Below are 11846 nucleotides of genomic sequence, written 5' to 3' on the forward strand. Positions count from 1 at the left end.
AGGACTGACCGCCTGCGTTGCGCACGCCGCGCCGGTCGACGGCCTAATCGTCAAGTTGCGAGACGCGCCTGCGCATGAACGCGCGGCCCGCTTGAGCGCCACCGACCAGGCCGCGCACACCGAGCGCCTGCAGCGGCTGCTGCAGCACGAGCGCATGACCGAAGCGCGCACGCGACCGGCCGGGCGCGATGCGCAGCACCTGCACTTCGGCCGCCGTCTCTCGGACGCAGAGGCCCACACCCTGGCCGCGCGCCTGCGTGCCCACCCCGATGTCGAATGGGTCGAGCCCAACACCCGCGAACGGCTGCTGCAGGCGCTGCCCACGCCCAACGACACCTACTTCCCCTACGTCTCGCCGACCGACCTTGGCCAATGGTGGCTGCGTCCGGCGGGTGAGACGACCGGCGGCCAACTGCCGAGCTTCGGCGCGCCCAGCGTGCAGGCCGCCTGGGCCCGCCAGACCGGCCGCCCGACTGCGGTGGTGGCCGTGCTCGACACCGGCATCACCCCGCATGTCGACCTCGCCGGCCGTGTGCTCGCCGGCCACGATTTCGTGACCGACGTCGAGTACGCCAACGACAGCAATGGCCGCGACACCGACCCGTCCGACCCGGGCGACTGGGTCTCGCAGGCCGACATCACCGGCAACCCCGATGCCTTCGGTGACTGCCCCGAGCAGCCCAGCTCGTGGCACGGCACCATCATCAGCGGCATCGTCGCCGCCGCCACGAACAACACCACCGGCGTGGCCGGCATCAGCTGGAACGGGCGTGTGCTGCCGGTGCGCGTGGCGGGCAAGTGCGGGGCGACGGTGCTCGACATCACCGACGGCATGCGCTGGGCCGCGGGCCTCACGGTGGCGGGGGGCGCCGGTCAACCTCAACCCGGCGCGCATCGTCAACATCAGCTTCGGCGGCAGCGCGCCCTGCGGCAGCCTTTACCAGAGCACGGTCAACGAGCTGGCGAGCCTGGGCGTGGTGGTGGTCGCCGCGGCCGGCAACGAGAGAGGCGCGGTGACACGCCCGGCGAGCTGCAGCGGCGTGGTCGGCGTGGCCGCCTTGGCGCGCGACGGCCTCAAGGCCTCGTATTCCAACTTCGGCCCGCAGGTCACCGTCTCGACCGTCGGCGGCGACCCGGGTGTCGACGACGGCCTGCTCACGCTGCTCAACACCGGCATGCAGTCGCCGGGCGCCGACAGCTACGGCAACGTGTTCGGCACCAGCTTCGCAACGCCGGTGGTGTCGGGCGTGGTCAGCCTGATGCTGAGCGTCAACGAGCAGCTCACGGTGGCCCAGGTCATCGCCGGCCTGCGCGCGACGGCGCTGCCGCATGTGCAGTCGTCGAGCGGCGTGCCGGCATGCTCGTCGGCCAACCCCGACGTGTGCGTGTGCACCACCAGCACCTGCGGTGCCGGCGTGCTCGATGCGCCGGGCGCGCTGGCGTATGCCGCGTCGCCGCCTTCCCCGGGCAGGTCGGGCGACGAAGGGGGCGGCGCGCTCGGGTGGATGTGGCTGCTGGGCCTCGCGCTCGCGGTGGCGGCGCTGGCCGCGCTGCGTCAGCCGATCAGGGCCGGGCGCAGGGGATGAACGCCTTGCCGAGCAGGGCCTCGGCGCGCAGCCCGGCCAGGCGGGACTGCAGGGTTGCGTCAGCCCGCTCCACGCGCAGGCTGTGGGTGACGGCGGGTGCCGACAGCGGCATCACGCGGGCCGTGCGCACGCCGCGCTGGGTGACTTCGGCCAGCGCCTTGTCGGCTGCGGCGCGGTTGTCGTAGCGGCCGAGGGCCAGGCCGTCGGCCAGCTCGGGCGGCCCGTTGCGCAACTCCTCGAAGCCGATCTTCAGGCGTTTCAGTTCGTCGGCCTTCTTCTGCAGCGCTTCGCGGTTCGGGTACTTGCCCATGTAGACGATCCACACGCCGGGCGATTCGGTCTTCAGGCTGGCCCAGCTACCGGCCGGCAGCACGGTTTGCAGCACGCCTTCGGCGGCGGTGATTTGCGCCGGTGTGTAGGGCCCGGCTTCCAGGCAGGCGGGCGGGGTCTCGGCGGCGGCCGCCGCGAGCGCCACGGCCGAGGCCGGGACCACACGGATGGTGTCGGGCTTGACCTGGCGCGTCAGCCGGTCGGGCTCGCGGTCGCCCTGGGCCCGCACGCCGGTCAGGTTGTCGAGCATGCCTTGGGTCCACGCGTAGAACGCGAGGTTGGCCAGCAGCAGCACGACAACCAGCAGGCGCAGCATCAGCGGCTGTCCTCGGCGCTCAGACCGAGCCGCACGCTCACCTCGCCGCTGCTCACCTCGTGCAGCGTCTCGCCTTCACGCACCAGCAGCGCGCCCTTGGGCGAAATGCCGGCGGCCACGCCGGTCGGCACGCCCGCCTGGGTGGTGGTGACAACCTGGCCGCGCAACAGGTCGCGGGCGGCGTAGCGTTCGGCAAACGGGGCGAAGCCGTGCTGCTCGAACGCCTTCAGCGCTCTCACCAGCGGCTCGGCCACCTGCGCCAGAGCGCTCGGGGCGCTGGTCGCGGCGTCGAGTTCCTGCAGGCAGGCGTAGCCGCTGCTCAGGTCTTCCAGCGGCTGCGGCAACACGTTCAGGCCGATGCCGACCACCGCCAGGCGTACCGGCCCGGCCGTCACCGTCTCGATCAGGATGCCGCCCAGCTTGCGCCCCGGTGGAGCGCCAAGCGCCGCTTGCGGGTCCATCAGCCACAGGTCGTTGGGCCACTTGAGGCCCACGCGGGGGGCCGGGCCGGTGGGATCGAGCGCGTCGGCGATCGCCACGCCGACCGCCAGCGACAGGCCCGACCAGTCGGCCGGATTGAGCGGCAGCGACAAAGAAAACGTCAGCGAGGCGCCGACGCTGGATTGCCAGGTGCGCCCTAGACGGCCCCGGCCGCCGGTCTGGTGCTCGGCCACCAGCAAGCAGGGCTGGACGTCAGCGGCGCGGCGGCCGAACGCGCCGCTCTCGACGCTGCGGCGCACCTGCACCAGCTCGTCGGTCGGCGGCTCGGCCCGCACGCGCGCCCGTTCAAGCAGTGCGCTGTTGGTGGAGACGCTGCGCGCCACCACCTCGATGCTCAGGCCGGGCAACAGCGGCTCCAGCCGCTGCCACAGCGACTCGGCACCCCATTGCAATGCGTGGCTCTGGCTCATCGGTCAGCGACCTTCAGCGTTTCGGCGACAGCATGGTGCCGCGGCAATTCTTCGCGCCGCAGCGGCACTCGTATTCTTTCTTCAACTTGGCCGTGTAGGGCTCATCAATCGTGAGGCCGTAGTCGTAAAACAGCTCCTCGCCCGGCTTGATGGCCCGCAAGGCCTTGATGAACACACGGCCATTCTGCTCGTCCGCCTCGCAGTTGGGGTTGCAGGCGTGGTTGATCCAGCGGGCCGAGTTGCCGCCCACGTTGGCATCGATCGCATCGCCGCTGTCGAGCGAGAAATAGAAGGTGTGGTTCGGGTCGTTGGGGTCGTGCGGGTGCCGGCGCAGCGCCTCGGGCCAGGAGATGGTCTCGCCCTTGTATTCGATGATGGTCTCGCCCTTGGCGATGGGGGCGATGGCGTACACGCCCTTGCCGTGCACGCCGCTGCGGCGGACCTGGATGCGCTTGCCGCCAGAAGGCGCCTTCGTGGCGAGGGTGGGGCTGGCGGCGCGGCGGGCTTGCGTCATCGTTCTGTTTGGGTACATTGAATTCATGGGTGCGCGCGTGCGTGTGTGCGCGTACATGTGCGCACGCATGCGCGCGAGAGCCCGGATTGTAGAGAGAGCGCCGGCGACCCCGGCATCCAGAACACAGAAAGAGCCATGAGCAAGTCTTTGATCATTGCGGAGAAGCCGTCGGTCGCGCAGGACATCGTGCGCGCACTGACGCCGGTCGCCGGCAAGTTCGACAAGCACGACGAGTATTTCGAAGGCGAGCACCACATCGTGACCTCGGCGGTGGGCCACCTGCTGGAGATCAAGGCGCCGGAGGAATACGACGTCAAGCGCGGCAAGTGGAGCTTTGCCAACCTGCCGGTGATCCCGCCGCATTTCGAGCTGAACCCGATCGACAAGAGCAAGGGGCGGCTCAACGCGATCGTCAAGCTCGTCAAGCGCAAGGACGTGACCGAACTCATCAACGCCTGCGACGCGGGGCGCGAGGGCGAGCTGATCTTCCGCCTGATCCAGCAGCACGCGAAGAGCAAGCACCCGGTCAGGCGACTGTGGCTGCAGAGCATGACGCCGCAGGCCATCCGCGAGGGCTTCGAGAACCTGCGCTCCGACAAGGAACTGCAGGGCCTGGCCGAAGCCGCGCGCAGCCGCTCGGAAGCCGACTGGCTGGTGGGCATCAACGGCACCCGCGCGATGACCGCCTTCAACTCGCGCGACGGTGGCTTCTTCCTCACCACCGTCGGCCGCGTGCAGACGCCCACGCTCAGCATCGTGGTCGAGCGCGAGGAAAAGATCCGCAAGCACGTGGCGCGCGACTACTGGGAAATCAAGGCAAGCTTCGCCGCCCAGGCCGGCGAGTACGAAGGCAAGTGGTTTGATCCCAAGTGGAAGAAGAACGCCGACGACGCCGAACTGCGTGCCGACCGCGTGTGGGACGCGAAGACCGCGCAGGCGATCGCCGAGGCGGTGCGTGGCCAGCCCGCCACCGTGACGGAAGAGAGCAAGCCCAGCACGCAAAGCTCGCCGGGCTTGTATGACCTGACCACACTGCAGCGCGAGGCCAATTCGCGCTTCGGCTTCTCGGCCAAGACCACGCTCAGCATCGCGCAGGCGCTGTACGAAAAGCACAAGGCGCTGACCTACCCGCGGACCGACAGCAAGCACCTGCCCGAGGACTACGTGGCCGTGGTGAAGAACACCATGGAGATGATTGCAACCGAAGACATGCCCGGCCCGCTCAAGGCGCTGTCGACGCATGCGAAGAAGGCGATCAAGGAGGGTTACGTCAAACCCAACAAACGCATCTTCGACAACACCAAGGTGTCGGACCACTTCGCCATCATCCCGACGCTCGTCGCGCCCAAGAGCCTCACCGAGGTCGAGGCCAAGCTCTACGACATGGTGGTCAAGCGTTTCCTCGCGGTGTTCTTCCCGCCGGCGGAGTTCCAGGTCACGACCCGCATCAGCACGGTCGAGGCCGGTGGCAAGAGCCACAGCTTCCAGACCAACGGCAAGGTGATGGTCAAGCCGGGCTGGCTGGCGGTGTACGGCCGCGAGGCGCAGGAAGACGACGCCAACCTCGTGGCGGTAGCGCCGGGCGAGGTGGTGCGCACCGAGGCGGTCGATGTCAACGCGCTCAAGACCAAGCCGCCCGCGCGCTACACCGAAGCCACCCTGCTCTCGGCGATGGAAGGCGCCGGCAAGCTGATCGACGACGACGAGCTGCGCGAAGCCATGCAGGAGAAGGGCCTGGGCACCCCGGCCACACGCGCGGCCATCATCGAAGGCCTGATCCTCGAGAAGTACATCCACCGCGACGGGCGCGAGCTGGTCCCGACCGCCAAGGCCTTCCAGCTCGCCACGCTGCTGCGCGGCCTGGGCGTGGAAGACCTGACCAAGCCCGAACTCACCGGCAACTGGGAGTTCCAGCTGTCCGAGATGGAGAAGGGCAAGCTGAGCCGCGACAAATTCATGGCCGAGATCGCGGCCATGACGCAGCGCATCGTCGCCAAGGCCAAGGAATACGACCGCGACACCATTCCCGGCGATTACGCCACGCTCAAGGCGCCCTGCCCCAACTGCGGCGGCGTGGTGAAGGAGAACTACCGTCGCTTCACCTGCACCGGCAAGTCGGGTGATGGCGAAGGCTGCGGCTTCTCCATCGGCAAGATCCCCGGTGGACGCAGCTTCGAGCTGCACGAGGTCGAAGACTTCTTGGTGAACAAGAAGATCGGTCCGCTTGAAGGCTTCCGCTCCAAGGCGGGTTGGCCGTTCACCGCCGAGTCTCAAGCTGGTGTTCGACGACGAGATCAAGAACTGGAAGCTCGAGTTCGATTTCGGCGAAGACGCGAAGAAGGAAGGGGAGTCCGGAGAGCCGGTCGACTTCTCCGGTCAGGAGCCGCTCGGCCATTGCCCGAAGGACCAGGGCCGCGTGTACGAACACGGCACGAGCTACGTCTGCGAGCACGCGGTCGGCGCCAACGTCACCTGCGACTTCAAGAGCGGCAAGATCATCCTGCAGCAGCCGGTGGCGCGCGAGCAGATGACCAAGCTGCTCGCCACCGGCAAGACCGACCTGCTGGAGAACTTCGTCTCCAACAAGACGCGGCGCAAGTTCAAGGCCTTCCTCGCCTTCGACAAGAAGGAAGGCAAGGTGAGCTTCGAGTTCCAGCCCCGCGCGGGCAAGGCGCCGCCGGCCAAGACGGCGGCGGCCAAGGCCGCACCCGCCAAGGTGGCCGCAGCGGAGGAGGCGGCTCCGGCGAAAAAGATGGTCGCCAAGAAGGCGCCGGCCAAGAAGGCCGCGCCGAAGAAGGCGGCTTGAGGGCTGCTGCACAATCGACGCGACCTGTTGTCCGATTCATCCAGGAGGTGGTGCATGAAGAAGAATCTCGCGGTCGCCGTGCTGGCCTTGGGCGCTGCCCAGGCGGTGTGGGCTCAGCCGGTGGTGCGTCCGCTCGTCGGCATGGGCTTCACCTTCGGCGGCGACACGGTGGCACGCGTCGTCTATGACAACGGCGACTCCGAGAAGGTGCGCGCCGGCGGCCTGATCGCATTCACCACCGGGCTTGAGATGAGCTTCAGTCCGCTGGTGTCGGCGCAGGCCTTGATCGGCTACCACGTCGACGGCGTCACGGCCTCCAACGGCGACGTGAAGTTCGATCGCTACCCCGCCGAATTCCTCGGCCACTACCGCCTCACCGACACCTTCCGCGTCGGTGGCGGCGCGCGCTACACCGCCAAGGCCCGCACGCGCTCGTCGGGTGCGGCGAGCGGCACGGTGCCGAGCGAAGACTTCAAGCCCGCATGGGGCACGGTGGTCGAAGGCGAGTTCACGATCGGCCGCAACCTGGGCATCAAGCTGCGCTACGTGTCGGAGAAGTTCGACTCCAAGACCTTCCCCGGTGCGCCCGAACTCAAGGGCAACCACGGCGGCATCTACATCGTCGGCTACTTCTTCTGAACCGCTGCTGAGACCTCGCACACGGTGCGCGCCACGTGCACCGCTTCGCCCCCGCGCGCTGACCACGCGCCGCTGACCGCTCCCGATGTATTCCGTCATCCTGCTCAAGCTCGTCGCCATCTTGCTGATGGTGGCCATCGGCTACTGGGCGGGGCGCAAGCGCTGGCTGGGCGAGGACGACCCGGCGCGCGTGCTGGGCTACGCGGCCTTCTACATCTTCGTGCCGGCGCTGCTCTTTCGCACCACGTCGCGCATCGACTTCGCGACGTTGCCCTGGGGCACGCTCGCGGCCTTCTTCGTGCCGATCGTGCTGCTGATGGTCGGCCTCTACCTCTGGCAGCGCCGCCAGCCCGGCCTGCCCACCGCCGGCCCGAGCGTGCGCGCGATCACCGCGAGCTTCGGCAACACGGTGCAGCTGGGCATCCCGATGGCAGCGGCGATGTTCGGCGAGCAGGGGCTGCCCATCCACGTGGCGATCGTGAGCCTGCATGCACTCACGCTGCTGACCGTGCTCACCGCGCTGGTCGAACTCGACCTCGCCCGCGAACGTGCCCGCAGCGGCGATGCCGATGCGCACATCGGCCGCATGCTGCTCGACACCGCCCGCAAGACCATCATCCACCCGGTGGTGCTGCCCATCCTCGCCGGTCTCTTGTGGAATGCGCTCGGGGCGCCCACGCCCGCGCTGCTCGACGAGGTGCTGCTGCAGTTCGGCAATGCGGTGGTGCCGCTGTGCCTGGTGCTGATCGGCCTGTCGCTCGCGCAATACGGCCTGCAAGGCTCACTGGCCGGAGCGCTGCGCCTGTCGCTGTGGAAGCTGGTGCTGCTGCCCGCCGTGGTGCTGGTGGTGGGGCACTGGGGCTTCGGCCTGTCGGGCCTGCCGCTGTCGGTGGTGGTGATGGCCGCGGCGCTCCCCTCCGGAAACAACGCGCTCATCTTCGCGCAGCGCTACGGCACGCTCGAAGGCGAGACCACCGCAACCATCACCGTGTCGACGTTTGCGTTTGCGCTCACCGCGCCGGTGTGGCTGTGGATCGTCACGCAGCTCGGTTGACGGCGCCATGACCGTGCTCGAAACCTCCCATTGCCTCGTCGCCGACGATGGCCACCCGATCGACGTGCACGTCTGGACGGGCGCCTCCCCCGTGTGCGGCATCGTGCAGATCGCGCATGGCATGGGCGAGCATGCGCGCCGCTACCGCGCGCTGGCCGAAGCGCTCGCCGCCCACGGCGTGGCGGTCTATGCGAACGAGCACCGTGGCCACGGCGAAGAGGCGCTGCGCCGCCACGAAAAAGGCGAACTCGGGCCGCGCGGCTTCGCCGGCCTGGTGGCCGACATGGGGCGGGTCAGCGAGTTCGCCCGGGCGCGCCACCCGGGCGTGCCGCTGATCCTCATCGGGCACAGCATGGGTTCGTTCGCGGTCAAGGTGTACCTGCTCGACCATGCGGCGCGGGTCGATGCCGCCGCCTTCACCGGCACCGTGGCGCTCGACCTGGCCGAAGCCGGCAACGCGTCGGCGTGGAAGCTGCAGGACAAGTCGGCCAAGCCCGCAGAGGTGCGGCGCACGCCCTACGACTGGCTGAGCCGCGACGAGGCGCAGGTCGACGCCTACATCGCCGACCCGCTGTGCGGCCACCGCCTCAACGTGAAGTCGCGCCAGTCGATGTATGCGGCGTACGCGCGCACCACGGCGCCGGGCGCCTTCCGCGTGGTGCCGCCGACGATGCCGCTCTTTTTCTTCGTCGGCGCGGAAGACGCGATGCACCGCAAGCTCGCGTACTTCGAGCCGCTGGTCGAACGCTTCCGCTCCGCGGGGGCGACCGACATCACCGTCAAGGTCTACCCCGGTGCGCGCCACGAGGTGCTGCACGAGACCAACCGCGGCGAGGTGATCGCCGACGTTGTGGCCTGGGTGCGGCGGGTGCTGGCAGACGCGGGCTGAGCGCCTGCCCGGGCATCACGGCCCCTGGTACACCACTTCGTTGTCCACGGCGTAGACGAAGCACCGGGCGCGCTTGAGCGCCTCGCATTCCTTCAGCGCGCGCTCTGCCGGCGGGCCGCTCGATCCGCTGCTCGACTTGCCCCACGCCAGGCGCCAGTCGCCGCTTTCCGAGATGACGAACGCCCGCGGCAGGGGGCGGGTCAGGAACTGGCTGTAGCGCTCGCGCATGCGGTCGCTGGCATAGGGCAGCCGGCTGAGGTCGTTGAGCGCCGTGGTGGCGGTCTCGTGCTGGCCGCTCGCCGGGGTGGGTCGCGGTTTGGGTGTCGGCGCTGGTGCCGATGTCGTTGTCGTTGCCGTTGTCGCGCCAGACGCTGCCGCGGTGGCGCCAGAGGCTGCCGTGGCGGGTGGGTTCAGGCGGGCGTGGCGCTCGGGCAGATCGCGCACCCAGTCGACGGGGATGGCGAAGTTGAGGTTCTGCGTGTCGGCACCGACCGAGCCGATGGTGACGAGGCCGATCAGCCGACCCGTGTTGTCGAAGAGCCCACCGCCGCTCGAGCCAGCCGACACGGCGGCCGAGGTCTGGATCAGCACCAGCTGGCTGTTCTCGTTGCGCCGGAAGGACGAGATCAGCCCGGCGCTCATGGTGAGGTCCAGGCCCTTCGGGTGACCGATGGCGTAGACGTCTTGCCCGACGTTCAGGCGGGCGGTGTCGGCAAACGTCACGGTGGGTGCCACCAGGCCCGGGGCCTTGAGCTGGCAGACGTCGCGTTGCACGTCCCAATGCGACAAGGTGGCGGTGATCGTCGTTTTCTCGTGGCGCACTGCCACGCGCTGGGCGCGCCGCAGCACGTGGCAGTTGGTCACCACGGCTTCCGGCCCGGTCACCACGCCGCTGCCCTGTCCAAGCGGCAGGCCATCGCGGTCGTAGGTGGTCACGCGCCAGACGCTGGGCGACACGCGGGCAAACACTTCGGCGGGTGTGAGGGCGTGCGCCGCGCCCACCGTGAGCAACAACCCCGCGGCAGCCAGGTGCACGCGGGCAGGCAGCAGGGTCATGGTTTGATCAGCCCTTTCAGGTCATCGGCGGTGGCGGCGGGGGTGAGCATCGGCTCGTCCCTGCTCGTGGCCACGGGGTTGGCCTCGGTCAGGCGCTTCTTGCGTTCCTGCGCGTCGGCGATGCTCATGCAGAGGGTTGCGCCCGAGTTGCGCTGGATGGCGGTGGACTCGAGCTTCATGTCGTCAGGGTTGGTGGCGTTGTAGATCCGCGCGGCGCAATGCGTGGTGTTGGCCATGCCTGAGACGAGGTAGGTGCGGTCGGCGACCGGCTGGAACGACCAGCGTATGCGGCAGGAAGTGCGGCGCGTGTTGTCGAAGGTCATGAAGTCGAGGGTGACCCACTGGTTGGCGGCAATCTGCACGGACTTGGGCGGCTCGCCATCGCGCCGGCCTCGGCCGGCGAACTGCTGTTGCGTGCAGGTGGTGCTGTCGGCGAAGATGAAAACGCCGTAGACATCGGCGCCATAGCCGCGCATCACAAGCTTGGCCGTCGGGCCGCTGGTGGGCGGGGTGTAGTCGGCGATGGGTGTGCGGGGCGAGGCGCAGCCGGTGAGGATCAGGGCACAGGTGAGGGCGGCGCCGACAACAGTGGCGTGCGGCGAATGCAGGACAGGCATGGTCTGGGCTTGGGCAGTTTCAAGCCAGAGCGTAGCGAATTGGCGGCCTCTCCACCCGGTGCACAGTGTGATTTTTTGGGGGCAGTCCGATCCTGTGGTAGCGGCTGCCTGCACACCGTCATGCCAAGCCGGCCTGCGCGAGCATCGCCTCGCTCACCGCCCATAGCTTGGCCGCCGCCTCGCGGTCGCGCACGTGCGGCACGTAGCCGTAGCGGCGTTCGCCTTCGGGCGAGGGCACGGCCTCGTTGCAGTCTTCGAGGTAGAGCCCGCCGTGGCCCTGCAGCTCGGGCGCGGTGGCGGCCCACACCGTGGTGGCCGCGCCCTGCTCGGGGGTCTTGAAGCCGGGCGGCAGGTAGCCGGGCTCGGCACCGGGCTTGACCCAGCCCATCGCCTCCATCTCTTCGCGCGTGATGTGGCGCGACAGGCCGGTCTGGATGCCGCCGGGGTGCACCGCGTTGGCGGTCAGGCCGTCTTTCGCGTGCAGCGTGTCGAGGTGCAGCGCCATCAGCGCGTTAGCCGTCTTGGCCTGGCCGTAGGCCTTCCACTTGTTGTAGTCGCGGCGCTCGAAATGGATGTCGTCGAACACGATCGGGCTCAGCCGGTGGCCCGACGGTCTCAGGGCCACCACGCGCGGCGCTTCGCTCTTCAGCAGGACCGGCAGCAGCGCGCGGGTGAGCGCGAAGTGGCCGAGGTGGTTGATGGCGAACTGCGACTCCCAACCGTGCGCATTGCGCGTCAGCGGGCAGGCCATGATGCCGGCGTTGTTGATGAGCACGTGCAGCGGCTCGTCGCGGGCGCGCCAGTCGTCGCTGAACTGTTTGACGCTCGCCAGGTCGGCCAGGTCGAGCCGCGCGACGCGGATCTTCGGGTTGCCGGTGTCGCCGCTCAGCGCGGTGGCCGCGGCGTCGCCCTGGGCCATGTCGCGCACCGCGAGGGTGAGGCTCGCACCGGCGCGCGCCAGGGCACGCGAGGTCTCCAGCCCCAGCCCCGCGGCACCGCCGGTCACGAGGATGTGGCGGCCGGCGAGCGAGAGGCCTTCCACCACGTCGAGGGCGGTGCTCTTGCGGTTGAAGCGCGAGGTGATGCGTGAGGTGGGGGCGTCGATGCTCATGGGCCTCTCCTGGTGTG

The 11846-nt window shown here is 69.1% G+C and carries 11 protein-coding genes and 2 pseudogenes; 6 read left to right on the forward strand and 7 right to left on the reverse strand.

All coding sequences use genetic code 11. The features are described from left to right. Positions 1-43 precede the first annotated feature (43 nt). On the reverse strand, positions 44-265 hold the full coding sequence (locus LRS03_RS20175) for a hypothetical protein (RefSeq protein WP_257827737.1): 222 nt from the start codon (positions 263-265) through the stop codon (positions 44-46). Between the two features lie 267 nt (positions 266-532). Between LRS03_RS20175 and LRS03_RS26955 the strand changes: the two are divergent. Both LRS03_RS26955 and LRS03_RS20185 read left to right on the forward strand, forming a co-directional pair. Beyond that, positions 533-787: pseudogene (locus LRS03_RS26955) on the forward strand (S8 family serine peptidase); the annotation flags it as partial. Next, the gene (locus LRS03_RS20185) at positions 771-1586 is read left to right on the forward strand and encodes a S8 family serine peptidase (RefSeq protein ID WP_257827738.1); all 816 of its coding nucleotides are present in this window, start codon (positions 771-773) and stop codon (positions 1584-1586) included. The pseudogene LRS03_RS26955 and the gene LRS03_RS20185, both read left to right, overlap by 17 nt. Here LRS03_RS20185 and LRS03_RS20190 read toward each other — a convergent pair. From LRS03_RS20190 to LRS03_RS20200, 3 genes are read right to left on the reverse strand one after another with little or no spacing between them, the layout of a single operon-like run. After that, complete coding sequence (locus LRS03_RS20190) at positions 1564-2232, reverse strand: hypothetical protein (protein WP_257827739.1); 669 nt, start codon at positions 2230-2232, stop codon at positions 1564-1566. The two genes, LRS03_RS20185 and LRS03_RS20190, sit on opposite strands and share 23 nt — an antisense overlap. After that, positions 2232-3143, reverse strand: coding sequence for a biotin--[acetyl-CoA-carboxylase] ligase (locus tag LRS03_RS20195; protein ID WP_257827740.1), 912 nt, complete (start codon positions 3141-3143; stop codon positions 2232-2234). The genes LRS03_RS20190 and LRS03_RS20195 overlap by 1 nt, the downstream gene beginning before the upstream one ends. Before the next feature lie 13 nt (positions 3144-3156). After that, entirely contained in the window at positions 3157-3657 is a 501-nt protein-coding gene (locus LRS03_RS20200; protein WP_257827741.1) for an SET domain-containing protein, read from the reverse strand. Positions 3658-3792: 135 nt separating this feature from the next. Here LRS03_RS20200 and LRS03_RS20205 point away from each other — a divergent pair. The 4 genes and pseudogenes from LRS03_RS20205 to LRS03_RS20220 all read left to right on the forward strand — a co-directional run bounded on the left by LRS03_RS20205 (position 3793) and on the right by LRS03_RS20220 (position 9045). Continuing rightward, positions 3793-6463, forward strand: a pseudogene (locus LRS03_RS20205) (DNA topoisomerase III). A gap of 54 nt (positions 6464-6517) precedes the next feature. Next, entirely contained in the window at positions 6518-7102 is a 585-nt protein-coding gene (locus LRS03_RS20210) for an outer membrane beta-barrel protein (RefSeq protein WP_257827742.1), read from the forward strand. An 85-nt stretch (positions 7103-7187) separates the two neighbouring features. After that, the gene (locus tag LRS03_RS20215) at positions 7188-8156 is read left to right on the forward strand and encodes an AEC family transporter (RefSeq protein WP_257827743.1); all 969 of its coding nucleotides are present in this window, start codon (positions 7188-7190) and stop codon (positions 8154-8156) included. 7 nt (positions 8157-8163) lie between these two features. Then, positions 8164-9045 carry a lysophospholipase gene (locus LRS03_RS20220; protein WP_257827744.1) on the forward strand — a complete coding sequence of 294 codons (882 nt, stop codon included), beginning with the start codon at positions 8164-8166 and terminating at the stop codon, positions 9043-9045. A gap of 15 nt (positions 9046-9060) precedes the next feature. On the opposite strand, the gene LRS03_RS20225 is transcribed toward LRS03_RS20220, so the two are convergent. The 3 genes from LRS03_RS20225 to LRS03_RS20235 all read right to left on the reverse strand — a co-directional run bounded on the left by LRS03_RS20225 (position 9061) and on the right by LRS03_RS20235 (position 11829). After that, positions 9061-10101 carry a S1C family serine protease gene (locus LRS03_RS20225; RefSeq protein ID WP_257827745.1) on the reverse strand — a complete coding sequence of 347 codons (1041 nt, stop codon included), beginning with the start codon at positions 10099-10101 and terminating at the stop codon, positions 9061-9063. Further along, positions 10098-10718, reverse strand: a complete 621-nt coding sequence (locus LRS03_RS20230) for a hypothetical protein (protein ID WP_257827746.1) — start codon at positions 10716-10718, stop codon at positions 10098-10100. Before LRS03_RS20230 ends, LRS03_RS20225 begins: the two co-directional genes overlap by 4 nt. A 118-nt stretch (positions 10719-10836) precedes the next feature. After that, the gene (locus LRS03_RS20235; protein ID WP_257827747.1) at positions 10837-11829 is read right to left on the reverse strand and encodes an SDR family NAD(P)-dependent oxidoreductase; all 993 of its coding nucleotides are present in this window, start codon (positions 11827-11829) and stop codon (positions 10837-10839) included. Between the last annotated feature and the right edge of the window lie 17 nt (positions 11830-11846).

The organism is Rhizobacter sp. J219 (assembly GCF_024700055.1).
Classification (GTDB): Bacteria; Pseudomonadota; Gammaproteobacteria; order Burkholderiales; family Burkholderiaceae_C; genus Rhizobacter.

Bases quoted from the DNA above. Each gene is read 5' to 3' on its own strand.
- LRS03_RS20190 (WP_257827739.1), bottom strand. From the start codon at position 2,232: ATGCTGCGCCTGCTGGTTGTCGTGCTGCTGCTGGCCAACCTCGCGTTC.
- LRS03_RS20195 (WP_257827740.1), bottom strand. From the start codon at position 3,143: ATGAGCCAGAGCCACGCATTGCAATGGGGTGCCGAGTCGCTGTGGCAG.
- LRS03_RS20200 (WP_257827741.1), bottom strand. From the start codon at position 3,657: ATGACGCAAGCCCGCCGCGCCGCCAGCCCCACCCTCGCCACGAAGGCG.
- LRS03_RS20210 (WP_257827742.1), top strand. From the start codon at position 6,518: ATGAAGAAGAATCTCGCGGTCGCCGTGCTGGCCTTGGGCGCTGCCCAG.
- LRS03_RS20215 (WP_257827743.1), top strand. From the start codon at position 7,188: ATGTATTCCGTCATCCTGCTCAAGCTCGTCGCCATCTTGCTGATGGTG.
- LRS03_RS20220 (WP_257827744.1), top strand. From the start codon at position 8,164: ATGACCGTGCTCGAAACCTCCCATTGCCTCGTCGCCGACGATGGCCAC.
- LRS03_RS20225 (WP_257827745.1), bottom strand. From the start codon at position 10,101: ATGACCCTGCTGCCTGCCCGCGTGCACCTGGCTGCCGCGGGGTTGTTG.
- LRS03_RS20230 (WP_257827746.1), bottom strand. From the start codon at position 10,718: ATGCCTGTCCTGCATTCGCCGCACGCCACTGTTGTCGGCGCCGCCCTC.
- LRS03_RS20235 (WP_257827747.1), bottom strand. From the start codon at position 11,829: ATGAGCATCGACGCCCCCACCTCACGCATCACCTCGCGCTTCAACCGC.